Origin of the sequence: Mesorhizobium sp. KACC 23794 (assembly GCF_052180275.1) — a bacterium.
Taxonomy (GTDB): domain Bacteria; phylum Pseudomonadota; class Alphaproteobacteria; order Rhizobiales; family Rhizobiaceae; genus Kumtagia.
In genome coordinates, this window is the sequence record NZ_CP197465.1 from 5606436 (window position 1) to 5630731 (window position 24296).

21 protein-coding genes and 1 riboswitch are annotated in these 24296 nt (G+C 63.4%); of the genes, 8 read left to right on the forward strand and 13 right to left on the reverse strand.

Features of this window, described 5'->3' with window-relative positions:
- Window positions 1-29 precede the first annotated feature (29 nt).
- The 5 genes from ACSBOB_RS27350 to ACSBOB_RS27370 form a co-directional block, all read right to left on the reverse strand.
- A complete protein-coding gene (locus ACSBOB_RS27350) occupies window positions 30-671 on the reverse strand; it encodes a hypothetical protein (protein WP_442579191.1) in 642 nt (213 codons plus the stop codon).
- The gene (locus ACSBOB_RS27355) at window positions 664-1746 is read right to left on the reverse strand and encodes a ParA family protein (protein ID WP_442579192.1); all 1083 of its coding nucleotides are present in this window, start codon (window positions 1744-1746) and stop codon (window positions 664-666) included. Before ACSBOB_RS27355 ends, ACSBOB_RS27350 begins: the two co-directional genes overlap by 8 nt.
- Before the next feature lie 289 nt (window positions 1747-2035).
- Window positions 2036-5530, reverse strand: coding sequence for a NahK/ErcS family hybrid sensor histidine kinase/response regulator (locus tag ACSBOB_RS27360; RefSeq protein WP_442579193.1), 3495 nt, complete (start codon window positions 5528-5530; stop codon window positions 2036-2038).
- A gap of 114 nt (window positions 5531-5644) precedes the next feature.
- Window positions 5645-6661, reverse strand: a complete 1017-nt coding sequence (locus ACSBOB_RS27365; protein WP_442579194.1) for a YihY/virulence factor BrkB family protein — start codon at window positions 6659-6661, stop codon at window positions 5645-5647.
- A gap of 57 nt (window positions 6662-6718) precedes the next feature.
- The gene (locus ACSBOB_RS27370) at window positions 6719-7807 is read right to left on the reverse strand and encodes a 2'-deoxycytidine 5'-triphosphate deaminase (RefSeq protein ID WP_442579195.1); all 1089 of its coding nucleotides are present in this window, start codon (window positions 7805-7807) and stop codon (window positions 6719-6721) included.
- A gap of 73 nt (window positions 7808-7880) precedes the next feature.
- Window positions 7881-7958, forward strand: a riboswitch (SAM riboswitch).
- A gap of 56 nt (window positions 7959-8014) precedes the next feature.
- Between ACSBOB_RS27370 and ACSBOB_RS27375 the strand changes: the two genes are divergently transcribed.
- The 4 genes from ACSBOB_RS27375 to apaG all read left to right on the forward strand — a co-directional run bounded on the left by ACSBOB_RS27375 (window position 8015) and on the right by apaG (window position 12748).
- Entirely contained in the window at window positions 8015-9205 is a 1191-nt protein-coding gene (locus ACSBOB_RS27375; RefSeq protein WP_442579196.1) for an O-succinylhomoserine sulfhydrylase, read from the forward strand.
- 571 nt (window positions 9206-9776) lie between these two features.
- Window positions 9777-10649 carry a hypothetical protein gene (locus ACSBOB_RS27380; protein ID WP_442579197.1) on the forward strand — a complete coding sequence of 291 codons (873 nt, stop codon included), beginning with the start codon at window positions 9777-9779 and terminating at the stop codon, window positions 10647-10649.
- Between the two features lie 162 nt (window positions 10650-10811).
- Window positions 10812-12296, forward strand: a complete 1485-nt coding sequence (locus ACSBOB_RS27385; protein ID WP_442579198.1) for a hypothetical protein — start codon at window positions 10812-10814, stop codon at window positions 12294-12296.
- A 59-nt stretch (window positions 12297-12355) separates the two neighbouring features.
- Window positions 12356-12748 (forward strand): Co2+/Mg2+ efflux protein ApaG, encoded by a 393-nt coding sequence (gene apaG / locus ACSBOB_RS27390; RefSeq protein ID WP_442579199.1) that lies wholly within the window; start codon window positions 12356-12358, stop codon window positions 12746-12748.
- Window positions 12749-12848: 100 nt separating this feature from the next.
- On the opposite strand, the gene ACSBOB_RS27395 is transcribed toward apaG, so the two are convergent.
- From ACSBOB_RS27395 to ACSBOB_RS27405, 3 genes are all read right to left on the reverse strand, one after another.
- On the reverse strand, window positions 12849-13838 hold the full coding sequence (locus tag ACSBOB_RS27395; protein ID WP_442579200.1) for an Hsp33 family molecular chaperone: 990 nt from the start codon (window positions 13836-13838) through the stop codon (window positions 12849-12851).
- A gap of 107 nt (window positions 13839-13945) precedes the next feature.
- Complete coding sequence (argF, locus tag ACSBOB_RS27400) at window positions 13946-14863, reverse strand: ornithine carbamoyltransferase (protein WP_442579201.1); 918 nt, start codon at window positions 14861-14863, stop codon at window positions 13946-13948.
- Window positions 14864-14874: 11 nt separating this feature from the next.
- A complete protein-coding gene (locus tag ACSBOB_RS27405; protein WP_442579202.1) occupies window positions 14875-16065 on the reverse strand; it encodes an aspartate aminotransferase family protein in 1191 nt (396 codons plus the stop codon).
- A 356-nt stretch (window positions 16066-16421) separates the two neighbouring features.
- On the opposite strand from ACSBOB_RS27405, the gene ACSBOB_RS27410 reads away from it, so the two are divergent.
- On the forward strand, window positions 16422-16937 hold the full coding sequence (locus tag ACSBOB_RS27410; RefSeq protein WP_442579203.1) for a GcrA family cell cycle regulator: 516 nt from the start codon (window positions 16422-16424) through the stop codon (window positions 16935-16937).
- Between the two features lie 311 nt (window positions 16938-17248).
- Here the strand turns inward: ACSBOB_RS27410 and ACSBOB_RS27415 are convergent, their stop codons facing one another.
- The 4 genes from ACSBOB_RS27415 to ACSBOB_RS27430 form a co-directional block, all read right to left on the reverse strand.
- Complete coding sequence (locus tag ACSBOB_RS27415) at window positions 17249-17830, reverse strand: MBL fold metallo-hydrolase (RefSeq protein ID WP_442583847.1); 582 nt, start codon at window positions 17828-17830, stop codon at window positions 17249-17251.
- The gene (locus ACSBOB_RS27420; protein WP_442583953.1) at window positions 17752-18003 is read right to left on the reverse strand and encodes a hypothetical protein; all 252 of its coding nucleotides are present in this window, start codon (window positions 18001-18003) and stop codon (window positions 17752-17754) included. The genes ACSBOB_RS27415 and ACSBOB_RS27420 overlap by 79 nt, the downstream gene beginning before the upstream one ends.
- 218 nt (window positions 18004-18221) lie before the next feature.
- Window positions 18222-18944: a phosphate signaling complex protein PhoU gene (gene phoU / locus ACSBOB_RS27425; protein WP_442583848.1), complete on the reverse strand. Its 723-nt coding sequence runs from the start codon at window positions 18942-18944 to the stop codon at window positions 18222-18224.
- 91 nt (window positions 18945-19035) lie between these two features.
- Entirely contained in the window at window positions 19036-20304 is a 1269-nt protein-coding gene (locus ACSBOB_RS27430; RefSeq protein WP_442579204.1) for an ATP-binding protein, read from the reverse strand.
- A 99-nt stretch (window positions 20305-20403) separates the two neighbouring features.
- Here ACSBOB_RS27430 and ppk2 point away from each other — a divergent pair, with 99 nt between their 5' ends.
- From ppk2 to ACSBOB_RS27445, 3 genes are all read left to right on the forward strand, one after another.
- Window positions 20404-21306 (forward strand): polyphosphate kinase 2, encoded by a 903-nt coding sequence (gene ppk2, locus ACSBOB_RS27435; RefSeq protein ID WP_442579205.1) that lies wholly within the window; start codon window positions 20404-20406, stop codon window positions 21304-21306.
- Between the two features lie 174 nt (window positions 21307-21480).
- Window positions 21481-21732 carry a type II toxin-antitoxin system ParD family antitoxin gene (locus tag ACSBOB_RS27440; RefSeq protein WP_442579206.1) on the forward strand — a complete coding sequence of 84 codons (252 nt, stop codon included), beginning with the start codon at window positions 21481-21483 and terminating at the stop codon, window positions 21730-21732.
- Window positions 21732-22040, forward strand: coding sequence for a type II toxin-antitoxin system RelE/ParE family toxin (locus ACSBOB_RS27445; protein ID WP_442579207.1), 309 nt, complete (start codon window positions 21732-21734; stop codon window positions 22038-22040). The genes ACSBOB_RS27440 and ACSBOB_RS27445 overlap by 1 nt, the downstream gene beginning before the upstream one ends.
- Before the next feature lie 52 nt (window positions 22041-22092).
- Here the strand turns inward: ACSBOB_RS27445 and ACSBOB_RS27450 are convergent, their stop codons facing one another.
- On the reverse strand, window positions 22093-24051 hold the full coding sequence (locus tag ACSBOB_RS27450) for a glycosyltransferase family 2 protein (protein WP_442579208.1): 1959 nt from the start codon (window positions 24049-24051) through the stop codon (window positions 22093-22095).
- Between the last annotated feature and the right edge of the window lie 245 nt (window positions 24052-24296).

The following is a 24296-nucleotide window of genomic DNA, read 5'->3' on the forward strand; positions in this document are numbered from 1 at the left end:
CTCGGTAGTGAATTCGGCTCCCGACTCGGTTACTGTCGCCCGCCTGGCGCCAATTGGCTCTCAGTTTCGGCATCAATAGCGCTTACCAAATCTCCGACAAACTCAATCACGCGCGCCGCATCCTCCCTTGTCACTGGGTTCGGTTCCACTGTTCCAGGCGAAATGTCAACCGCATGAGCAATCAAGTCTCGCCTATCTCCTATAAGCGCCAATTCGTCGCGTATGTCCTGCTCGGTTCGATGATAGTAACCTCCATCAACCTTCATTCTGGTCAGAATTCGAGCCCATTTTTCCTTCGCGGGGCAAGTCCAAATGTAGCTTAAGGCTTCAGAAACTTTCTCTGGTCTGTAAAAAGACTTATATTGTATGGAAGAAAATATGTGCTGACGGAAAAATAACAATCTCTCAGCTGGGCCAAGCTGATCTATATCTAAAACGTTGCCGAGAGGAACTTCAACTTGACGCAAATTGTGCGTTAAAATGCGCGGCGTCCGATCAATAAGCCTGAGACCTGCCTCTGAAACCAATTCAGTCAGATAAAAATCAAAAGCAGAAACACAAACTACCCAAACGTAGCGGAGAGAAAACTCATGGCCTGTCGCATCAAAATTTTGAAGGCATTTCATGCCCTCTAACAGATGAACATCAAAGCGATGGCCTGCATCAGTCATAGTTAACGATTGCTATAATTTTGTCACATACGGCATCGAATATCTTGTCAAATGTTTCCACATTTTGCTGAACGCTGGTTTTAACGTTGCCTCTGAGGTCAAGTTGCCGAAGGTCGCTATCGCTGACACTGAACACGGGCTTTCCTAGCTCCGATGCTATATGACTCGCCTGGGCGAAATCAGGTATCCTAGCCAGCGCGTAAAGCCTTATCCTCTCCGGATCTGCTGCCGCTTCCGGAAGTTGGATTTTCGCACCTTCCTCATAAGCCTGCTTTTTAAATACGCAGTTCGCAGATACTAATCTTGGTACGAATTCTTCCTCGATTCTATTGTCAATCTGAGTTAGGCGCTCATGGTATCGACCAGCAGCTTTGCTCTTGTGTCGATTAAATCTCGAGTGCAGCGCTCCTACAAATTTGGCCCATCCTTCAGGTAAAGGGTATGTCGCGTCGAAGAATGCGGAGCCAAATTTCTCTTTCCAATTCACCCATTTCTCGATTTCAAGTCCAAGGGTTTTCAATGACATCAAAGAAAATGGATCGGGATTTGTAGGCACGATAAATGCGCCGCTAATCATAAAAAAATTCTGATTGAGCGCGCCAAGGCCTGGATTAATATCAATTATGCTGTAATCTATATTATGAACACCTTCCAGAATAGAAATTATTCTATGAAGAGCTCCAGGAAGATTCTTTGTAACTGAAAGGGTCCCCCTCGTTTCCTGCGCCAAGCTTATTTGCCCTTCGAGGGCGGACAGGTCAGGATGCCCAGGAAGTATATATAAGTTAGGATTATTCTCTGCAGTTGGGCAGGTAAAACCTTCAATTGGTTGTGGCCTACCTTCAAAAACCGGACGAACTGCATCATAGATATTATTTAGCCGTGTATTACTGTTTTCAGCATAATAGTCCTCAAAACCCTCACCAAGTGCACGCGCGGTGAGATTAACCTGCGAATCGCCATCAACGAGAAGAACGCGGTATCCTTTTTGAGTCAATTTCCAACCGATATTGTATGCAGAGGTAGTTTTTCCAACTCCGCCCTTATGATTAAAAAGAAGTATGCGATGCGGCATTGAGTTTTCCTCATTTGGAATTTCGGTGTGCACGCCCAGAAACGGAAATTTGTGAACGAACGCAGTTGACGAAATCAATCAAACATAAACCAGACCATCGCGGTAACGGCAAGAGCGTAACCGAGGTTCCTCATTCGGCACATAGTCTGATCACGTGGGTTTGCACAACCTTTGGTGTTCCACGAACCGGGAAGTTGGCTTCAAGTCGACTCTGGGAAAGCCAATAAGAGTTCTTATTCGTGATCGATGTGGGCACAATCGCGTCAATTGGAAAAAAGCAACCCAGCCCTCACTCCGCCGCCGGCGCCATCCGCCGGACACGGGTCATCAGCGAGCGTAGCGCGGCCGGCTTGACCGGCTTGTTGATGACAGGCACCTCGATCGCATCGGCAGCGGCCCGAACCTCGTTCGAGCGATCGGCGGTCACCAGGATGGCCGGCATCCGCTCGCCCCAGCGGTCGCGCAGTTTTCGGATAAGGTCGAGCCCGGTTTCGCCGTCGAGGTGATAGTCGGCGAGGATGAGGTCGATCCGGCCCGGTCGCCACGAACTGCGAAGAATGCTCTCCGAGCCGGTTGCGGTCTCGACATGGCAGCCCCAGCCCTCGAGCAGCAGCCGCATGCCCTCGAGGATGCGCGCGTCGTTGTCGATGCACAGCACGGACAATCCCCCGAGCGCGGCGGAGGCGGCCGGGCGCGGCTTTGCTTCTTTCAGGGGGATCGGCTCGGACGCAGCCGATACCGGCAGGAGAACGGAGAAGCGTGTGCCCTTGCCGCGCCCCGAATCGATCTGGATTTCCAGCCGCAGCACGCGGGCGATACGGTCGACGATCGACAAGCCGAGGCCGAGGCCTTGCGCCTCGCGCGCGCCCTCGTCCAGCCGGGTGAATTCGCCGAAGACGCTGTTCAGCTTGTCGATCGGAATGCCGATGCCGGTGTCGAACACCTGGATTTCCGCCAGCTCGCCGCGCCGCCGGACACCGACAAGCACGCGCCCCTTGCGGGTATACTTGATGGCGTTCGACACGAGGTTCTGGATCAGCCGCCGCAAAAGGTTGCGGTCGGTCTCGACGGTCAGTGAAGAAGGCACGATGATGAGTTCAAGGCGCTTCTCGCGCGCCATCGGCTGGAAGTCGGTGGCGATCTGGCGAAGCAGCCCGTCCAGCCGGAACACGGTCTCGACCGGCTTCATCGCGCCCGCGTCGAGGCGCGATATGTCGAGCACCACGCCCAGAATGGTCTCGACCGATTCCAGCGAGGATTCGATGTTGCGCGCCGCCTCTCCCGTTGCGCCCTTGCCGGCGCGCTCGATGAGCGAGGCGCAATAGAGCCGGGCGGCGTTGAGCGGCTGCAAAATGTCGTGGCCGGCGCCGGCCAGAAAGCGGGTTTTTCCGAGATTGGCTTCCTCGGCCAGCATCTGCGCCTGCGCCAGTTCCTCGTTGACGCGGGTCAACTCGACGGTGCGCAGGCGCACGCGCTGCTCCAGCGATTCGTTCGCGCGTTTCAGGGCGAGGTCCGCCGCGACGCGGGCGGTGATGTCCGCATAGGTCGCGACGATGCCGCCATCGGGCATGGGATTGGACCGAAGTTCGATGATGCGCCCGCTGCGTTTTAGGTCAAGCTGCCACGGGCTGCCGAAGCTGGTGAAGCGGTTGAGGATGGCAACCGTCGCGTCGGCCGCGATCTCGCCGCGCGCAGCCAGCAGGCGCAGCACCTCGTCCAGCGAGACGCCGACCCTGCCCATCTCGTCGGGCAAGGAGAAAAGCGCGCGATACTGCCGGTTCCAGCAGGTCAGCCGGAAATCCTGGTCGAAGACGGTGATGCCTTGTTCCATCTGGTCGAGCGCGATCTGCAGCAGGTCGCGATTGTGCTGCAATGCTTCCGTTGCATCGTCGAGCAGGCGGAAGGCGTCACGCGACGACTTGTCGTGGCGCTGGAACAGCAGCGACAGGATCAGCCGGGCCGATGACGAGCCGACCGCCGTGGCCAGCAGTTGCTCGGAGAAGCGGACCACGGCCATGCTGGCCTGCTCGTTGCCGTCGAGCGGCGCGCCGCCGGCCGCCTCGAAATTCTGGAACGACCGCTCGGTGCGCTCGACGCCGAGATATTTGGCGATGGTGTCCTTCAGATCGTTGACGGTGATCGCCGTGCGGAACCGTCGCAGGCTGGGCATCGGGCTCGTGTCGCGCGGCACGAAGATCGCCGCCTGGATGCGTTCGAGCGGCACGGAGGCCCGAGACAGCGAGCCGAGCACGTAGAAGAGCAGGTTGACCGACAGGCTCCACAGCACGCCATGGTTCAGCGGCTCGGCGACCGTACCGAACAGGGCATGCGGTCGTAGCGCCTCGATGCCGAGCGGGCCTTCGGTCAGGATCGCCAGGTCGGGCGAGGCGAGCGACGGGAACAGCAGCGTGTAGCACCACACGGCGAGGCCCGCCGTCATGCCGAGTGCTGCGCCGCGCGCGTTGGCGCGCCGCCACACCAGCCCGCCGATGAAGGCCGGCGCGAACTGGGCGATCGCGGCGAACGACATGAGGCCGATCGAGGCCAGTCGAGCGTTGCCGGTGCTCTCGCGATAATAGAGGAAGGCGACAAACAGGATGATGAAGATCGCGCCGCGCCTGATGTTGAGGATGAGCGCCGACCAGTCTCCCGCCTCACTGGCCTCCGTCTTCAGCAGCCTGCGTACGAACAGCGGAATGATCAGATCGTTGGAGATCATGATCGACAGCGCCACCGTCTCGACGATGACCATGGCCGTTGCCGCCGAGAGGCCGCCGATGAAGGCGATCATCGCCAGCGTGTCGTGTCCGGTCAAAAGCGGCAGCGACAGCACGTAGAGGTCGCTGCTGGTTGCTGTGCCGACATTGGTCAGGCCGACGAAGGCGATCGGCAGCACGAACAGATTGATCAGGACGAGGTAGAGCGGAAAGATCCAGGTGGCGCGCCGCAACTCGCCGCCGCCGCGGTTCTCGACGATCATCACATAGAACTGGCGCGGCAGCATGATGATGGCGAAGCCGCTGATGACGGTCATCACCAGCCATGTTCCCAGCGACGTGCCGTAGCCCATCGCCGCGCCCACCGCCTCGTTCTCGGAGAGCTTGCCGATGAGGTCGCCGGGACCGTCGAACAGCACGAAGACGACGAGCAGGCCGATCGCCAGGAAGGCCGCCAGCTTGACCACCGATTCGACGGCGACGGCGAGGATCAGCCCGTCCTGGTGCTCGGTGGCGTCGGCATGGCGCGTGCCGAACAGCACGGCGAACAGCGCCAGCAGCAGCGCCACCGCCAGCGATATGTCGCTGAGGAACGGATCGAAGGACGGCGGCGCGCCAGTATAGTGCTCGATCATCAGGCTGACCGAGCCCGAGATGGCCTTCAGCTGCAGCGCGATGTAGGGGATGGCGCCGACCGTGGCGATGAGCGTGGCGATGGAGGCGACGGTAAAACTCTTGCCGTAGCGGGCCCCGAGGAAGTCGGCGATCGAGGTGATCTTCTCGGCCTTGGCGAGCCGCACGATGCGGCTCAGCAGCGGATAGCCGAAAAGGAAGACCAGCACAGGCCCGATATAGATCGCCAGGAACTCCAGCCCACGCTCGGTGGCGAGGCCGACCGATCCGAAGAAGGTCCAGGATGTGCAATAGATGGCGAGGCTGAGCGCGTAGATATAGGGGCGCAGCCGGCTCAAGCCGGCGGTGCGGGACCAGCGGTCGCCGAGGCTGGCGATCGCGAACAGCAGCGTCACATAAGCGACGGCGATGATGACGACAGACCAACCCTGCACGCGAACCTCCCGGCCGGCAAGGGATCACCATTCCGCCCGAAAATGCAATCGCGGCTTTTGGCGCAGGCCGGCGCCGCGGGAGACAAGGGCTAGCTTCCGAAGTCTGTCCCCGTCTCAGGATTTCCCGTCGTCCGACTTCCTGCCGATCGTGTCCGCCATATAGGCTCCGCGTTCGCCGATCGGCTGCGGCGCGCCGGTGGTCGAGTCGCGAACGGTCTGGTGTTCCATCTCGGCATTGAGTTCGGCGCCGACCAGCAGGATCACCACGGAAATCCACGTCCACATCATGAAGCCGATCACCGCGCCCAGCGAGCCGTAGGTGGCGTTGTAGTCGGCGAAGTTCTGCAGGTAGACGGAGAAGCCCCAGGACGCCAGCAGCCATACGATGGTGGCGATTGCCGCGCCGGAGGTGATCCACCGCCATTTTGCGCGTTCCCGGCTCGGCCCATAGCGGAAGATCAGGCAGATGCCTGTGCCGACCATGACCAGCAGGATCGGCCATCTCAACAGGCTGACGAGAAGTTCCGTCCATCCGTCAAGGCGCAGAAGCGCAAGCAGCGCCGGCACAACGCCGACCGAGAAGATCATCACGATGCCGACGAGCATCGCGCCTGCCGTGAAGCCGAGCGAGACGAGGTTCACCATCAGGAAGGAGCGCTTCTCGCGCTCGCCATAGGCGACATTCAGCCCGTCAAACAGGCTCTTGATGCCATTGTTGGCACTCCACAACGCGACGGCCAGGCCGGTGACGAAGCCCCAGCTCAGCGCCTTCTCGTTCTGCGACGCCAGCGCCTTCAACTGGTCGCGGATCAGGTCGTATCCGCCGGTCGGCAGGACACCGCCGAGGAAGGCGATGTGCTCGGCGATCGTCCTTGGATCGGCGACGAAGCCGTAGAGCGAGACAAAGGCGGCAAGGGCCGGGAAAAGGGCCAGCAGGAGGTAAAAAGTGGCGCCCGCGGCGATCAGGAAGATGCGATCCTCGTTGATCGCGTCCCAGATGCGCCAGGCAATGTCGCGCCAGCCCCGCGCCGGTATCTGCAATGGCGTTTCCGCGAACCTGCCCCTGCCCGGCTCGGCCGCGGCGATCCTTTGCTCCAGGTGAACGTCCGAAGGTCGCGCATCCGCCATCATGTCCCTCATCCGGCATCGACCGGATGAGAACGCGGCTTTCGGCGGATCGATCCGGCCTCAGCGAAAATGCTTGGACAGTTTCAGCCCTTGCGCCTGGTAGTTGGAGCCGAGGTCGGTGCCGTAGAGCATCTTCGGCCCCGCCAGCATATGCTCGTAGACCAGCCGGCCGACGACCTGGCCATGTTCGAGGATGAACGGCACCTCGTGGCTGCGCACCTCCAGCACGGCGCGGCTGCCGGTGCCGCCCGCCGCGGAGTGGCCGAAACCGGGATCGAAGAAGCCGGCATAGTGGACGCGGAATTCGCCGACCAGCGGATCGAAGGGCGTCATTTCGGCGGCGTAGAGCGGCGGCACATGCACCGCCTCTCGGCTGACCAGGATGTAAAATTCGTCGGGATCGAGCACCAGTTCGCCGGGCTCGCCGCGCCGGTACAGCGGCTCCCAGAAGTCGAAGAGATCGTGTGCAGCGCGCTTGTCGACGTCGACGATGCCGGTGTGGTGTTTTCCGCGATAGCCGACCAGCCCGTCGGCATCGCCCATGAGGTCGATCGACAGGGCGATGCCGCTGCCGGAAATGTTGGGTTCCTCCGACGCGACCAAAGTCTCCGTGTCGTGAAGCGCTTGCAGCGCGAACTCTCCGATCACCCCATTGCCGGTGCGGAAACGGATCTGCGACAGCCTCGAGCCGGTGCGCACGACGACTGGGAAAGTGCGCGGGCTGACTTCGAGATAAAGCGGCCCCTCGTAGCCGGCGGCAATCTTGTCGAACTCCTGGCCGTGGTCGGTCATGACGCGGGTAAAGATGTCGAGCCGGCCGGTCGAACTCTTCGGATTGGCCGAGGCGGCGACGTCGGCGGGCAGCTTCAGGCTTTCGAGAAGCGGCACGATGTAGACGCAGCCCGTCTCCAGCACCGCGCCGTTGGAAAGGTCGATCTCGTGCAGCTTCAGCCGGTCGAGTTTTTCGGACACGAGATGCCTGCTGCCGGGCAGGAAGCTGGCGCGCACCCGAAACGCCTTGTCGCCGAGGCGAAGGTCGAGGCTGGCCGGCTGGATCTGGTCGCCGTCCAGCGGACGCGCGGCCGAAAGCGCACCCGACTGGAACAGGTCTGCGATCTTATGATCCGGAAGGATGCCTTCTCCGCGCACGTGACGCTCCAGTTCGACGCTTCTGCTTTAGCCAACCACATGATTGACGCAAGCGCACGACAGGTCTAAGGGAAACTTATCCCGTGGTGATTTGGCCGGTCGGCTTGCAGCCACGTTAAACAAGTCGCTAAAGGACCGTCGGGCCGTGAGGCCATATGGACCGGTTGCGACTTTCGCGGCCGGTTTTTTGTTTATTGGGGGTTACCCATGGCGCACGACCATCAACACAACTGGAAGCCGGCGACCAGCCTCGTCCATGGCGGCACGCTGCGCTCGGAGCACGGCGAGACGTCGGAAGCGATCTACCTGACGCAGGGCTACGTCTACGAGACCGCCGAAGCGGCCGAGGCGCGCTTCAAGGGCGAGACGCCCGGCTTCATCTATTCGCGCTACGCCAACCCCACCGTCGACATGTTCGAAAAGCGCATGTGCGCGCTGGAAGGCGCCGAGGACGCACGCGCCACCTCCTCCGGCATGGCTGCCGTGACCGCCGCCATCCTGTGCGGCCTGCGCGCCGGCGACCATATCGTGGCGGCGCGCGCCCTGTTCGGCTCCTGCCGCTGGGTGGTCGAGACGCTGGCGCCACGCTACGGCATCGAGGCGACGCTGGTCGACGGCACGGACATCGCCAACTGGGAAAAGGCGGTGCGGCCGAACACCAAACTGTTCTTCCTGGAAAGCCCGACCAACCCGACGCTGGAAGTCGTCGACATCGCCGCCGTGGCCGCGCTTGCCAACTCGATCGCCGCGCGGCTGGTGGTGGACAACGTCTTCGCCACGCCGTTGCAGCAGAAGCCGTTGAAGCTCGGCGCGCATGTCGTCGTCTACTCCGCCACCAAGCATATCGACGGCCAGGGCCGCTGCCTGGGCGGCGTCATCCTGTCCGACAAGAAATGGATCGACGAGAATTTGCACGATTATTTCCGGCATACCGGCCCCAGCCTGTCGCCGTTCAACGCCTGGACGCTGCTGAAAGGGCTGGAGACGCTGCCGATCCGCGTGCGCCAGCAGACCGAGAGCGCCGGGAAAATCGCCGATTTCCTCGCCGACCGGCCCGAAATCGCCCGTGTCATCTATCCCGGCCGCGCCGACCACCCGCAGGCGGATGTCGTCGCCAGACAGATGACCGGCGGCTCGACGCTGATCTGCCTCGACCTCAAGGGCGGCAAGCGGGCGGCCTTCGCCGTCTCGAACGCCCTCAAGGTGATCCTGATCTCCAACAATCTCGGCGATGCAAAAAGCCTGATCACCCACCCGGCCACCACCACGCACAAGAACCTGACCGACGAGGCGCGCGCCGAACTCGGCATCGGGCCCGGCACGGTGCGGCTTTCGGTCGGTCTGGAGGACGCCGGCGACCTGATCGAGGACATCGAGCAGGCGCTGAAGGCGGCGTAACGCCGGCCGCGTTGGCGGCATAACGCGCTGCTGGCTTCGGAGCGCCGAGGGTCAGGCAGGGCGGGCCGCGCTGTCAGCCGATAGCCCGGCCGATGCGTTCTGTTGTCTTCCGTCGACAAGAACGCGGCAAACGAAGCTGCCGCCAAACGCTGCCCGCGTCGCGGAAGCTGCCGCGACACACTGCCCGCGCTCGCAGATGCTTCAGATATCGCCCCTGCGCGCCGCCCCTCACCTGCCTACCGGCATCCTCTCCCCGTAAGAACGGGGCGAGGACGGCCTGCGCCGCCCTCCCCGCAAATCTCCAACGGTCAAGGGTGGCGAAAGCGGTGAAGCCTGGCCCTCTCGCCCCGTTCTTACGGGGAGAGATGTCCGGCAGGACAGTGAGGGGCGCGCCAACGGTCGAGGCAACACGCCCATGGCAAGACACTGGAATTGCGCGGGAAAGCTTCTTCAAGCAGATAGTCAGTCACCGTCCTTGTCAGCATCCGTCAGGATTATTTTCCCGCGTCTTTTCCCCACCCCTCCGACCGGAGCGATAATCCTCCCCGCCTTTACTCGGAAGGAAGCGGCGATGGACTGGACTGCGGCAGTCGACAAGAACCGGGAAGCGCTGAAGCGTGTGCTGGCCATGCTCGTCGCCATGGCCGGGATGGGTGCAGGGCTTGGCGCTGGGGGACAGTTTCCTTTCTTTCCGCAGAAGGGTGCTGCCGCTTCAGGGTTGGCGCTGGCGGAAAAAAGTAAACTGTCCCCGGCGCTTACCCTTCCCCGAAACCTGCATCGCGCTATCGCAAAACTGCTGCGACCGGCCGAAGCGGCAGTGCGGCGGCTGATCATCGTGGCGGCGCGTGGGGTGGTGGTCGTACTGCCGCCAGCGCGTCCGCGAAAATCGACGCCGAAACCCATCGAGCCGCTGCTGCGCGGCTTCGGCATCGCCGTCACAGTGTCGCGGGACGAACTGAGGCGCATCGCTGCGACCCGGCGGGCCGCCGAAATCCGCGCCGCCCGCCCGAAAAAACGCAGCCTGCCGCTGTTCGATCCGCTGCGGCCCTGGAGCGTCCGCCCGTGGCCAGTGGCAGCCGATGGCGCGCCGTCCGGCATGCCGTTCCGCCGCCGGTCCGCCAACGATCCGGTCGACGCGACGCGGATTTCCCTGCGCCTGCAAGCGCTGGCCGCCGCCCTTGACGACCTTCCAGGCCAGGCAAGACGGTTTGCTCGCTGGCGGGCGCGCAACGCGGCGGCGGCCGCGAAGGAAAAGCTGCGCCAGGAGGCGAGGATCGCGCCGTTCAGGCGAACCGGCAAGTCGGTGCGGGCTCGCCGCGTATGGCCGCTGAAACCCGGCCGGCCGCCCGGCTGGCGGCCAAAATCCACCCATGAGGTTCAGGACGTTCTGGAGGTCGTCCACGGGCTGGCGCAGTGGGCGATGGAGAAACCAAACACGTCCTGACACCATTTTTGCCGGGCACAATGGCGAAGCATCGACGGCCGGCGCGGATTTTTCCACGACCTGGCGGCCATATGTGCTGTCCACCGTTGCCCGTCTGTTGGCTAATCCGGCCAAACCTGCTTAGGCTCCGTGCGGAACTTCCCCTTCCGATGGAGCGTCGCCTTGCGTGCCCTTCTGCCCATCCTGCTCGTCGCCGTCGCCACACCGACCGCGGCCCAGACTGTGGACGCCACGGGCGCCACGCAGCTCGGCGAGACGCTTGCCCGCTATGTCGGCAAGACCGCGCTGGAGAAAGGCATCGTCAAGGTTGCGCCCGACGGCGACGCCTACAGGATCGACTTCGATTTCAGCCGCATCGCCAGCCTGTTTCCACCCCAGGACATGGTCAGATATGAGGTGTCCCCTTACGGGCTGCGGGTGAAGCCGCTGGCTGACGGGACCTGGCAGGTCGACGGCGCGCTGTCCCCTGACGGCTGGGTGGAGATCAGCCAGCCGCCGATGAAGCAGCGTCTCCAGTGGACGGTCAGCGACGGCAAGATGAGCGGCGTCTTCGATCCCGCGCTTGGCGTGTTCTCCAGCGCCACCGGCTCGCATTCCGGCATCAAGCTGGTGACCGAGGCTCCGACGGGCCGAGGCGAAACCAGCTATGGCGCAGGCACGATCACGATGACCGGCACGAAGTCGGCGAATGGCGGCATCGACTTCACCTCGAAACAGGCCATGGCGGAGTTTGTCCAGAGCCAGAACGTCGTAGACCCCGAAGGCAAAACCAACTTCCCCATGGAAATGAAGGCCGCGTCCCTGTCGCTGGATGCAGACGGTACGGGCTATCGGTGGGGGAGCCTGCTCGACATTCTGGCCTTCGCGGTTGTCAACAATGACGAGGCAAAGGTCAAAGCCAACCAGGCCGAGCTGAAATCGCTGCTGCTGGCGGCGCTCCCCCTGTGGGAGCATGTGGCAGGCAGATACGCGCTTGCCGACCTGTCGGTGACCACGCCGGTCGGCATATTCCGGACCGGCGAAGCAGGCGTTTCGGTGGCCATGGACGGCATCCGCCAGGACGGCGCGCTGAGCTACAGCGTAAAACTGTCGAAACTGGAGGTCGCCTCGCTCTTCCTGCCGGGCTGGGCGCCGGCGCTGATCCCGACCGAGATCGACATCAACATCAACGGCACGAACCTCGACCTCGACGTTCCCGCGCGCAAACTGATCGAAGCGATCGACCTCGGCAAGGAGCCGCCGGTGCCGGAGAGCGTCGGCCAGGAGATCGCCGCCGCCTTCATGGCAGACCCGCCGAAGATCGTGTTCTCGAAAAGCACGATCCGTAATGCCGACGCCGAAATCGTCGCCGAGGGCGAGTTGACCTTTCCGGGCGGCAGGCCGGTGTTCGACATGACGCTCGAGGCGGCTGGCTACGACAAGGTGGTGGCCACGCTGCAGTCCGCCGCCGCCAGCGACCCGCAGGTCGCGGAAATGCTGCCGGCGCTGGCGATGGTCAAGGGATTTGCCAAGACGCTGGCGGACGGGCGGCTGCAATGGGCGATCAATATCCGGGCGGACGGCTCGGCCTTCGTCAACGGGACGATGGTGAAGCCGGCCGATCCGGTGCCGATGCCCGCGCCGCCGCAAACACCGGCGCCGCAATGAAGCCGCCTTCCATGCCTGGCGGAAAAACATCCGCCAAGGCCGTTTCGCCCGGAGCCGGCATGTACAAAGCCGTAACACACGACATCGAGGTCAGCGTCGAGCCGTTTTATCTGGCCGAACGCTCGGACCCCGCCGAGAACCGCTACGTCTGGGGCTACCGCGTCACCATCGACAACCAGTCGGACGAGCGGGTGAAACTCCTGTCGCGCTACTGGCACATCACCGACGGCAAGGGCCGCGTCGAGGAGGTGCACGGACCGGGCGTGGTCGGCGAACAGCCGGAACTCGGGCCTGGCGACAGCTACCAGTACATGTCCGGGTGCCCGCTGCCGACGCCGTCGGGCATCATGGCCGGCCACTACACGATGCAAACCGCCGCCGGCGCCACATTCGACGTCGACATCCCGGCATTCTCGCTCGACCTGCCGGACGGCAAGCGCACGGTGAATTGAGGTTAAGTGCCGGGGACAGTTTACTTAATTCCGCTTGCGTCAACCTTGAAGCGCCGCGTCTTTCCGCGGAATTAGGTAAGCTGTCCCCTGGAGCCAGCCCTCACGCCTCCGCCGAAAATTCCTCGGGCCTGAACGCGTAAGCCTTCGAGCAAAACTCGCAGCTCACCCGGATAACACCTTCTTCTGTCGAGTCCGTGATCTCCTCGGCGGTAAAACCTTCGAGGATGCCGCGGATCCGCTCCTCCGAGCAGGAGCAATTGTCCTCGACCGGCGTGCCCTCGAAGACGCGCACGCCGTGCTCGTTGAACAGCCGGTAGAGCAGCCGCTCGGAGCCCACCTTCGGATCGAGCAGTTCCTCGTGTTCCACGGTCGCGACCAGCGCCAGCAATTCGTGCCAGGCGGCATCCGCGATCTCCTGCTGCGTGGAGATGCTGTCGCCGTCGCCGCCGGGCAGGTCGGGCATGCGCATGCGCTCCGGCGCCTTGGGCAGGAATTGCGCCAGCAGGCCGCCGGCGCGCCACTCTTCGCGGCTGCCGCCATTGCCGGGGCGCACCAGCTTGCCGACCGACAGTCTTACGTCGGTCGGAATCTGCTCCGACTGGCGGAAATAGGTTTTCGCCGCCTCCTGCAGGTCGGTGCCGTCGAGCGGAACGATGCCCTGGTAGCGCTGCGTGTGCTCGCCCTGGTCGATGGTGAGCGCCAGCACGCCCTTGCCGAGCAGCTTTCCAGGCGTGGCCTCGCCGGCGGCGACGGCATCAGCAAGCTTCTCCGCATCGAAACGCGCATAGGCGCGCAGCGATTTCGGCGTCGAGAAATCGGCGACGACCATGTCGACCGGCCCGTCGGTGCGGGCCTGGAGGATGAATTTTCCCTCGAATTTCAGCGAGGTGCCCAGCAGCACGGTGACCAGGCAGGCCTCCGCCACCAGCCGGGCCACCGGCTCGGGATAGTCATGGCGGCTGAGAATCTGGTCGAGCATCGGGCCGAGCTGCACGACGCGCCCACGCACGTCGAGCGCGGCGACCTCGAACGGCACCACATCATCGTCTCCGGCAAAGCCGATCTCGCCAAGCTTGCGCTGCTCGCTCATCGCACCAATCCTTCCGGCTCCGCGGGCGGATTTTGGCCACTGCGGACACCGCTTACAACAGCATGTTCAGGGTGTTGGCGCAGAAATAGGGGCGCTGCCCCGCCGGTTCAAGCGCACAGGCACCAGGCAAGCACGGCCTTCTGGGCGTGCAGGCGGTTCTCCGCCTCGTCGAAGACCACCGAGTGCGGGCCGTCGATGACCTCGTTGGTGACTTCCTCGCCGCGATGCGCCGGCAGGCAGTGCATGAACAGGGCATCCGGATTGGCGTGCGCCATCAGCCGCTCGTTGACCTGGTAGGGCAGGAAGACATTGTGGCCGCGGGCGCGATGCTCCTGGCCCATCGACACCCAACAATCCGTCACGATGCAGTCGGCGCCCTCGACGGTCTCCTCGGCGCTCTTCGTGAACCGCACGGATCCGCCATTGGCTTTTGCCCAGCCTACATATTTCTCGGCCGGCTCGCTGCCGTCCGGCACGCCGACATTGACGTTGAAGGAGAAGCGCGCGGAGGCTTCGAGCAGCGAATGCAGCACGTTGTTGCCGTCTCCGACCCAGGCGAAGGTCTTGCCGGCGACCGGGCCGCGATGCTCCTCGAAGGTCATGATATCGGCCATGAGCTGGCACGGATGCGTGTCGTCGGTCAGGCCGTTGATCACCGGTACGGTGGCGTTCTCGGTGAGTTCGAGCAGCCGGTCGTGCGAGGTGGTGCGGATCATGATCGCGTCGACGTAGCGCGACAGGACTTTTGCCGTGTCGGCGATGGTCTCGCTGCGGCCGAGCTGCATCTCGGTGCCGGTCAGCATGATCGTCTCGCCGCCGAGCTGGCGCATGCCGACGTCGAAGGAGACGCGCGTGCGGGTCGACGGCTTGTCGAAGATCATGGCAAGCACCTTGCCGTCGAGCGGACGCGAGCGTTTTCCAGCCTTGATGTCGGCCTTGCGAGCGCCGGCATCGGTCAGCATCGAGCGCAGCTCGGCGGCCGGGACGGTCGACAGGTCGGTGAAATGCCTTATGCCGTTCTGCATTACGCGGCGTCCTATTCCGCTGCGGCGGGCGTCGAGAGTCGACCGGCGGCGGCGCGGATGCGGCCGAGCGCGTCGCGGATCTCCTCGTCGCTGACGATCAGCGGCGGCAGCAGGCGCACGACATTGTCGCCGGCGGTGACCGACAGCATCTTCTCGTCGCGCAACGCCGCCTGCATCCTGGTGTTGGGGATGCGGCACTTGAAGCCGAGCAGGAGCCCGGCGCCGCGCACCTCCTCGATGACGTCCGGAAATTCGTCGGCGATGGCCGCCAGCCCTTGCTTCAAAAGCAAGGTCTTGCGCGAAACCTCGTCGAGGAAACCGTCCGCCAGGATCACGTCCAGCACCGCGTTGCCGACGGCCATGGCCAGCGGATTGCCGCCAAAGGTCGTGCCATGCACGCCGGGGGTCATGCCGACCGCGGCCTCGTCCGTCGCCAGGCAGGCGCCGACCGGAAAACCGCCGCCGATGCCCTTGGCGATCGCCATCAGGTCTGGCGAGATGCCGGACCATTCATAGGCGAAGAGTTTTCCGGTACGGCCGACGCCGCACTGGACCTCGTCGAAGATCAGCAGAAGGCCGTTCTCGTCGCAAAGCTCGCGCAACCGGCGAAGCGTCTGCGCCGGCACCTCGCGGATGCCGCCCTCGCCCTGCACCGGCTCGATCAGGATCGCGGCCGTCTCGGGCGTGATCGCCTTCTCGACAGCCTCTATGTCGCCGAACGGCACCTGGTCGAAGCCGTCGACCTTGGGGCCGAAGCCTTCAAGATATTTCGCCTGCCCGCCGGCGGCGATGGTGGCCAGCGTGCGGCCGTGGAAGGCACCCTCGAAGGTGATGGTGCGGAAGCGCTCCGGATGGCCGGAGACGTACTGATAGCGCCGCGCCGTCTTGATGGCGCATTCCAGTGCCTCGGCGCCGGAATTGGTGAAGAACACCTTGTCGGCGAAGGAATTGGCGACGAGACGCTCGGCCAGCCGGCTCTGTCCCGGGATCTCGTAGAGATTGGAGACGTGCCAGAGCTTTCCGGCCTGCTCGGTCAGCGCGGAAACCAGCGCGGGGTGGCTGTGGCCGAGCGAATTGACGGCGATGCCTGCCGCGAAATCGAGATATCGCTCGCCCTTGCTGTCGATGAGCCAGCATCCCTCGCCGCGCTCGAACGCCAGGGGCGCGCGGGCAAAGGTCTCGTAAAGCGCCGATCCGCTCATTATATCGGTCCCCGATATCCCAGGAAATCAAAAAGCCGCCGAAGCGGCGGCTTTTGCGGCATATTGGATTTTTCGGCTGCGAAGTCAACGGAAACGTCGCCCGCGAGCGAATCAGTCCATTGGCCGGCATCGTTCCGGCCCGCAGGCAAGTTGGGGAAAACCCAATTTTCCGATTCGTGTTGCAAACGGGACTCTTGTCACGGAGTCAGCCGATACGGTACGTAGAGATCACGAGACAACTAGATTTCGTGCGGCGGCACTAACTGCACCTGTATATGTGGTGTTGACCCGGTTTGTGTGACCGGGATGGTAAAAGGATTCCTAGTCCCCCGCACACGGCGTCAGGAGATCGACCCATGCTATGGACGGACGAGCGCGTTGAAACCTTGCGCAAACTTTGGTCGGAGGGACTGAGCGCCAGCCAGATCGCCGCCCAGCTTGGCGGCGTCAGCCGCAACGCGGTCATCGGCAAGGTGCATCGGCTCAAGCTTTCGGGGCGTGGCCGCGCCAATCCCGCTCCGGCAAGGCAGAAGAAACCCGCGCAGCAGCCCGTCGCCGCGAAACCGGCACCGCGCCCGGCGCCTGCCGGACGCCCGGTTGCTCCGTCGATCGGGGCGACGGCCTTGCAGACGCAGTTCGATGCCCAGCCCATGCCGCGCCCCGCCGAGCGGACGAGCGACAATGTCGTGCCGATTTCGCGCAACCTGCAACTCATCCAGCTCAACGAGCGCACCTGCAAATGGCCGATCGGCGACCCGCTGGCGGAAGGTTTCCACTTCTGCGGAAACGATTGCGCGGAAAACGGACCGTATTGCCGCTACCATGCACGGATCGCCTTCCAGCCCGCATCGGAGCGCCGCCGGGTTCGGTAGTTCTGGCAGGGTAGCCGGCTTCCACAATCTGCGTCTCGACTGACCGATCGGGGCCGCGCGACCAGCATTGCACCAAGGTCACTCGGTTAAGCGTCCGCGCCGCCCCTCACTGTCCTGCCGGACATCTCTCCCCGTGAAGAACGGGGAGAGAGACGCCGTCACTAGCGGCGCTGCCAATCACCGAAGCCGGAAAAGCCGAAACAAATGCGGCCAGTAGTCTTCTCCCCGTCCTTCACGGGGAGAAGGTGCCGGCAGGCGGATGAGGGGCGGCGCCGACTGTCAATGATTAGGGCCGCTGGTATTACGGCTAGCTATCGCTTCGGGAAAGACAGCGTCTCGCCGTCCGCCGGAACGACCAGCCGTGAAGCTGGAATGCCTTTTTCGTCGCCAGCCCGGCGAAGATCCTGCCGCGACACGGTTGCATGGTCGAGCGCCTCCATGTGCGTCGCGACGATCACCGCCGTCGGGGCAGCCTCCCAGACGGCGATGGTTTGCGCCGCGTCCATGACGATGAGGTCGCCGTCCCAGCGCGCGCCGCAGGAATGGGTGACGACGATCTCCGGATGCGTCGCGGCGATGGTTTGCGCGACCGGTGCATAGAGCACGGTGTCACCCGCCCAATAGACGCTCGGCTCGCCTTCCGCCTCCAGGCTGAAACCCATCACGGAGCCCATCTTGTCGACCACCGGACCGAGGCCGTGGCTGCCTTCGCGCCGCGTCAGCCTGATGCCGTTCCAGTCGATGCTGTCGGTCAGCGGCGTAACCGAGGTAAATCCGAGCTCGCGGATCGTCGTCTCGTCGCCGGGCTGGCAGATCAGCGGAAGCGTCTTCGGCACGCTTTGCCTCGCGACCGTATCGAAATGGTCCTGATGCAGATGCGAGACGATGACCAGTCGACACTGCGCAGGATCGTCCCGATGCTTTCCGGAAGCTCGACCATAGGGTTCGGCGAGCGGCCGGTGAAGGAGGGCCGGCTGTGTTTTGGCCCGAAATCCGGGTCGATGAGCACGGTCCTGCCGGCGTAATTCAGCTTGAGGGTCGCGTTGCGCAGGAGTTGAAGGTGCATTCGCCTCTCCATCGGGAATTGGCTCCGGCAGTCCGGAGCCTTCGGGCGACGCTATAGCCAAGCACGGCCTGTCAGGCGAGGCTGGCTTCGTCCATACCTTGGGCTTTTGCGAGGAAGGAATGTCTTCTTCATCCGCGGATCGGAAAATTTCCGACTGTCGACGGCCGCGCGGGCGTTTTTCAGCAAGGAGGAACGGGAAGAACCAGCCGGCCGGATGCCTACGCAGGGACGCTCGCGGCGAGCGTGACTTCCGGGCTCTTGTCTTCCTTCGGCCGGTAGGGCGGCATCTGTTCGCCGGTGACGATATAATAGATCGCCTCGGCGATGTTGGTCGCGTGGTCGCCGATGCGCTCGATGTTCTTGGCGCAAAACAGCAGGTGGGTGCACGGCGTGATGTTGCGCGGGTCTTCCATCATGTAGGTCAGCAGTTCGCGAAACAGCGAGGTGTACATGGCGTCGATCTGGTCGTCACGGTCGCGCATGGCGGCAAGCCGGTCGACGGAGCGCGTGGCGTAGACGTCGAGCACATCCTTGAGCTGGGTGAGAGCGAGGTCGACCAGCGCCTGCAGGCCGCGGAACGGGCTTGCGGGGTCGAGCCCGTCGCCGACCGCGACGGCGCGCTTGGCGACGTTCTTGCCGAGGTCGCCGACCCGCTCCAGATCGGCGGAGATGCGGATGGCGCCGATGATCTCGCGCAAATCGCCGGCCAGCGGCTGGCGGCGGGCAATCATGGAAATCGTGCGCTCGTCGATCTCGCGCTGAGCCTCGTCGAGCATGAGGTCGTCGCCGATCACTTTTCGCGCCAACGTCAGGTCGGCATGGACGAGCGCCGACACCGCCTGGTCGACCATGCGCTCGGCATGACCGCCCATCGCCGCGATCTTGCGGGTCAGGTATTTCAGCTCGTCGTCATAAGCGCTGACGATGTGATGCGAAGGCATTGCGGTCATGATTTTACGACTTTTTGGACGCGCCAAACTAACTTCGCGCGAATCAATAGACCAGCCATGTTACAGATTGAAGAATTCACGGCTATTTGGTCGGCAGATGTATGGTGAAGGCCGCGCCTTCGCCCAGCTTCGACGTGATCGACAGCCGGCCGCGATGCCGCGTCGCAATATGCTTGACGATCGACAGGCCGAGACCCGTGCCCTTGTGCGAGCGGCTGCTCTCGACATCGGCCCTGTAGAAACGCTCGGTGATGCGTGGAATGTGCTCCTCGGCAATGCCCGGGCCGAAGTCGCGGACCTCGATGGCAACCTCGCCCTGGTCGGAGCGGGTCGCCGAGACCACGACACGGCCGCCTGACTGTCCGTATTTGCAGGCGTTCTCGACCAGGTTCTCGAAGACCTGGAAGAGTTCGTCGCGGTCGCCCGGCACTTCGAACTTCCCGTCGCCCATGCGGTTCTCGATGACGACGCCGCTTTCGGCGGCCAGCGGCCGGAGCGAATCCACGACGCTCTCGATGATCTGGCCGATGTCGACCCTGGCATTGCCCGCCGACAGCGCCTTCATCTCCAGCCGCGACAGCGACAGCAGGTCGTCGATCAGGCGGGCCATGCGCGACGTCTGGCTCTGCATGATCTGCAAGAACTGCTCGCGCGCGGCGGCGTCGTTCTTCGCCGGGCCGCGCAGCGTCTCGACGAAGCCGGCGATCGAAGCCAGCGGCGTGCGCAGTTCGTGGCTGGCATTGGCGATGAAGTCGGCGCGCATGCGGTCGATGCGGCGGGACTCGCTCTGGTCCTTGAAGACGATGACGAACAGGCCGGTGCCACGGCCCACGGCCGTCGCGGTCACCCGCAGCACCCGCTCGATCGGAACGCGCTCGGTGTATTCGACGGTCTTGGAGGGAAAGCGCCCCGACAGCATGCTTTCCAGCAGGTCCTGCATTTCGGGAGCGCGGAATTTCAGCGGCATCGATATGCCGGACTGGATGTCGCCGAAGGCCGACGCGGCCGCGCTGTTGGCGAGCGTGACGACGCCGCGCTCGTCGAAGACGATCAGCGGATCGGCGACGCCGGCCGCAAGGCTCTCCGCCGAGAGTTCCACGGTGGCCGCCGGCCGAACCGGCGCCGCCGTGCTGACCGGGCGTTCCGGCAGTATCCGCCGGGGCGCGAGCGAAGCGACCACCAGCAGGGCAAGCACGAGGGCCGTTGCTGCCAGCGTCGATCCGCCGCCGCTGGCGTGCAGGATGAAAACAGCGAGGACGGCTGCGACAAACAGCCAGCGGGCCTGCCAAAGGCGGCCCCACGCCAGCCGCGCCAGGCGGCGGCCGTTGGTTGCTTCGGTGGTGTCGGTCATCGATCCAGCCCGCCGGACCTGCCAAACTCCCCCACGGATTGCTTCTGGACCGGCGTCATGTCACCCAATAGCATGAATCGAAACAGGAATGCGTCCGCCATGAAAGCCCAGAAGAGTAAAACGCAGATGACGGCGAGCGGGGTCAAGATCGATGTCGGCGGCACGGAGCGGGTTTTCGACATAGCCGATCCGGTGCTGCCGGATTGGCTGGACAAACACGCGCTGACGTCGGGCGGCTATCCCTACGACAAGAAACTCGATGGCGACGAATATGACGAGACGATCGAGCGGCTGCAAATCGAACTGGTGAAGCTGCTGGCATGGATGCAGTCGACCGGCGAACGCGCGCTGGTGCTGTTCGAGGGCCGCGACGCCGCCGGCAAGGGCGGGACGATCGATGTGCTGCGCCAGTACATGAACCCGCGCACAGCGCGCAACGTGGCGCTGACCAAGCCGACCGAGACCGAGCGCGGCCAGTGGTATTACCAGCGCTACATCGCGCATTTTCCGACAGCCGGCGAGTTCGTGACTTTCGACCGCTCCTGGTACAATCGCGGCGGCGTCGAGCCGGTGATGGGGTTTTGCACCCCCGAGCAACACGTGCGCTTCCTGGAAGAAACGCCGCAATACGAACTGGCGATCGTGCGCGAAGGCATCCGCTTCTTCAAGTTCTGGCTGGACCTCGGCCAGGAGATGCAGCTCAAGCGGTTCCACGACCGCTATCACAGCCCGCTGACCAACTGGAAATTCTCCGACATGGACATGGCGGGCCTGGGCAAATGGGCAGAATATGGCCAGGCGCGCGACCAGATGATCGAGGCGACGCATTCCGACCACGCGCCATGGGCGATCGTGCGCTCCAACGACAAGCGCCGCACACGCATCGAGGTGATGCGGCGGATCTTGAAATCGATCCCCTACGCCAAGCGCGACGAGGCGGCGATCGGCAAGCCCGACAAGAAGATCATCGGGACGGGACCGGGGTTTCTCCGGGACAATTAGGCTGTAAATCGCTACCGCCGCCTGCGCTCTCCTGAAAGGTAACATGCCCACGGCTTTGCGCGCATATTCGCACCGTAGGTTGGCGGTCCTCGCATGTCGATTGGCGTTGCAAGATACCAAGGATTGCACGATTCCTGTTATTTGTTAGACTGACTGAGGGATCGGAGATCAGGTATGAACGTATCGATCGGAGAGCGTCTGGAGCACCTTGTGACGAAGCTCGTCGCGGACGGACGCTACGGCTCAAATAGCGAAGTGGTCCGCGAGGGATTGCGCTTGGTCGAGGAACGCGAAGCGAGACTGCAAGCCCTTCGCGAGACGATCAATGCGTCCATCGCGAGGGGGGGCCGCTTTTCGGCTGATGAAGTGGAGGCTGCGTCGGACAAGCAGCTCGATGCGTGGGAAGCCCAAGGCCAGAGCGCATAGTGGCGCGCCTTCATTTTACGGCCGATGCACAGGATGATTTGATCGGCATTACTGCCTATATCGCCCGGCAAAGCGGGAGTCGCGCGTTGGCGACGGCATTTCGCAGGCAACTTCGACAGAGGTGTGAGCAACGCGCTTCGTTGCCTGGCGTGATTGGACGTGAGCGGAACGAACTGGGAGACGGTCTGCGTAGCTCCGTGTTCAAGACCTACGTCATCTTCTACCGCTATCTCGGCGACGAATTCGAAGTCGTCAACATCCTCGAGGGCCACCGGGACATGGACGCCTTTTTCGGCGACGACGAATAGGCGACAGGGCCGCACGCAATCTGGTTCCATGTCGAATTTGGCGGCAAGCCGATCAGGCAGGCTCGCGCCGGACGGTCCTGAAATGCGGCGTCTTCTCCCAATGGTGAGGCCGCCGCCACAGATGCAGCAGCGAGCGCCAGGCGGCGAGCGACATCATCATCCAGTAAACCGGCGTGAATTTCACGACGCGCCAGAAACTTTTCCGCTCCGGCTTGCGCAGGCTGTACCAGCCGAGCAGCAGGAAGGAGAGGTAGCCGCAGACGATGTTGATCGTGTCCACGACCAGCAGCGCCACCATCCAGCCGAAGGTTGATTGGCCGACGACGATCTGAAGGCCGAGATAGAGGGCGGCGACGATGAGCAGCGGGTGGACGAGCGCCGACAGCACAAGGCCGGCATAAAGGATCTGCGCCAGGCAGAACGACCGCAGCCCGAGTTCGCGGAACAGCGCAACGGGATCGCGCATATGCACCAGCCACGTCTGGCACCAACCCTTGAACCATCTGGTGCGCTGCGGCAGCCAGATCGACAGGGTCTCCGGTGCGTCCTCCAGCGTTGGCAGGCTGATCGTCTGGGTGCGATAGCCGAAGCGAACGAGCCGCAGGCCGAGATCGGCGTCTTCGGTGACGTTGTACGGATCCCAGCCGCCGACCTCTTCGAGCGCCGAGACACGCAAATGGTTCGACGTGCCGCCGAGCGGCAGGATGACGCGGCGGCCGGAAAGCCAGGGCAGCAGGCCGCGGAACAGCGCCGAATACTCGAAAGCGAAGAGCAGCGGTATCAGCCCGCTTTCCTCATTCGATATTTCGAGCGGCGCCTGGACGCAGGCGAGATCCTCTCCGCCACGTTCGAAACAATGCCAGGCCTCCAGCAGTTGCAACGGATGCGGGCGATCCTCGGCGTCGTAGAGCACGACGTAGTCGCCCTTGATCAGCGGCACGGCGTAGCTCAGCGCCTTCGGCTTGGTGCGCGGCTGGCCGGGCGGCACCTCGACGATCTCGACGTGATGCGGCAAGCCGTGCGCGGCGATGGCACCGAGGGTCTGGCTGTCGTCGGCCTCGCAGACCAGCTTGATCTCGATCTTGCTTTTCGGCCAGACTAGGCGGTCGAGCGCTGCAAGCAGTTGCGGGACGACATCGGCTTCGCGATGCAGGGCGACAAGCACCGAATAGAAAGGCAGGTCTCCCGGCGGGGTCGCTTCCAGCCCGGGCGGCGGTTTTGCCGGCGCGGCCCTCGTCGCGGCAAAACGCAGTATGATGCAGGCGAAGAAGAACAGCGAGAAGAAGATATGCATCGCCAGCAGAACGGCCGAGGTGGCGAGCGTGAAAGCCAGCGCCAGGATGACCAGTACGGCGCCGAGGACGACGCCCTGCCACGCATTGGCGACGATGCGCGCGGAATAGTCGGGCATGCGCTCGTAGAGGCCGTTGCGGGCGTCGATGGCGAGCGACTGGCTGGTTCTCTGCAGAACGGCGCGCCGCAGGGCCTGCGGCGTGGTCATGCGGAGCAAGGGGAGCAGGTTTTTCTGCCGGTGCAACAGGCTTTTGAGCGTGCTCAGGCTCATTCCGGAAGGGGCGATGACGGCAAGCGCCCTGCCGTCGCGCTCCAGCACTTTCACATGCAGATGCTTGCTGCGGGTGCGCAGGAACAGGGCGCAATCCTCGGGTCGCATGACCAGACGCTCGGGATCGATCCGGTCGATGAAACCGACGCCGAACTCCTGGGCGACCGTCGCGAAAAGGTCGTTCTCGGTGACCAGATTGGAAGCGAGCAGTTCGGACTGGAAATCGGTGCGGTTTTCGCCGGCGCGCGCAGCGAGCTTGATCACCATGTCCGACGAGACCCGCAGCCGCGAGAGGATAGGACGCCAGATATCGAATTCGGTGAGGAAGAACTCCATCAGCGCACCCGGCGCCGGAAGGGAAGCCCGCGGTGTCCGCAAAGGAATGTGCGGCTCCGGGGCGCGCGCGAGATGGTCCTGGTCAGCCGGCGTCCAGTCCAGAAGCGTCATGCCGCACCGACCGGGATGCGGCGGGCGACTGAGAGAACGCATGGATGCAAAGCGATCGAGATGATGTCGGGGAGCAGGTTCGGCGCGGCACGATGGTCAATGCACGCGCGACCGGACGCCACTTGCCGTAAGGCAAGCGCTTCACACGCGAACACCTGTACAAACGCCCCCATGGCAACGTCCCCGGTTGCCAGTCTAGTTATTCGAATACTATTCAGATGCTTCGTTGATTTCCAGTGGGGTGT

What these genes read in the sequence shown, in the direction of transcription:
- ACSBOB_RS27350 (WP_442579191.1), bottom strand. Translation starts at nt 671, where the DNA reads ATGACTGATGCAGGCCATCGCTTTGATGTTCATCTGTTAGAGGGCATG.
- ACSBOB_RS27355 (WP_442579192.1), bottom strand. Translation starts at nt 1,746, where the DNA reads ATGCCGCATCGCATACTTCTTTTTAATCATAAGGGCGGAGTTGGAAAA.
- ACSBOB_RS27365 (WP_442579194.1), bottom strand. Translation starts at nt 6,661, where the DNA reads ATGATGGCGGATGCGCGACCTTCGGACGTTCACCTGGAGCAAAGGATC.
- ACSBOB_RS27375 (WP_442579196.1), top strand. Translation starts at nt 8,015, where the DNA reads ATGGCGCACGACCATCAACACAACTGGAAGCCGGCGACCAGCCTCGTC.
- ACSBOB_RS27380 (WP_442579197.1), top strand. Translation starts at nt 9,777, where the DNA reads ATGGACTGGACTGCGGCAGTCGACAAGAACCGGGAAGCGCTGAAGCGT.
- apaG (WP_442579199.1), top strand. Translation starts at nt 12,356, where the DNA reads ATGTACAAAGCCGTAACACACGACATCGAGGTCAGCGTCGAGCCGTTT.
- ACSBOB_RS27395 (WP_442579200.1), bottom strand. Translation starts at nt 13,838, where the DNA reads ATGAGCGAGCAGCGCAAGCTTGGCGAGATCGGCTTTGCCGGAGACGAT.
- argF (WP_442579201.1), bottom strand. Translation starts at nt 14,863, where the DNA reads ATGCAGAACGGCATAAGGCATTTCACCGACCTGTCGACCGTCCCGGCC.
- ACSBOB_RS27405 (WP_442579202.1), bottom strand. Translation starts at nt 16,065, where the DNA reads ATGAGCGGATCGGCGCTTTACGAGACCTTTGCCCGCGCGCCCCTGGCG.
- ACSBOB_RS27410 (WP_442579203.1), top strand. Translation starts at nt 16,422, where the DNA reads ATGCTATGGACGGACGAGCGCGTTGAAACCTTGCGCAAACTTTGGTCG.
- ACSBOB_RS27420 (WP_442583953.1), bottom strand. Translation starts at nt 18,003, where the DNA reads ATGCACCTTCAACTCCTGCGCAACGCGACCCTCAAGCTGAATTACGCC.
- phoU (WP_442583848.1), bottom strand. Translation starts at nt 18,944, where the DNA reads ATGCCTTCGCATCACATCGTCAGCGCTTATGACGACGAGCTGAAATAC.
- ACSBOB_RS27430 (WP_442579204.1), bottom strand. Translation starts at nt 20,304, where the DNA reads ATGACCGACACCACCGAAGCAACCAACGGCCGCCGCCTGGCGCGGCTG.
- ppk2 (WP_442579205.1), top strand. Translation starts at nt 20,404, where the DNA reads ATGAAAGCCCAGAAGAGTAAAACGCAGATGACGGCGAGCGGGGTCAAG.
- ACSBOB_RS27440 (WP_442579206.1), top strand. Translation starts at nt 21,481, where the DNA reads ATGAACGTATCGATCGGAGAGCGTCTGGAGCACCTTGTGACGAAGCTC.
- ACSBOB_RS27450 (WP_442579208.1), bottom strand. Translation starts at nt 24,051, where the DNA reads ATGACGCTTCTGGACTGGACGCCGGCTGACCAGGACCATCTCGCGCGC.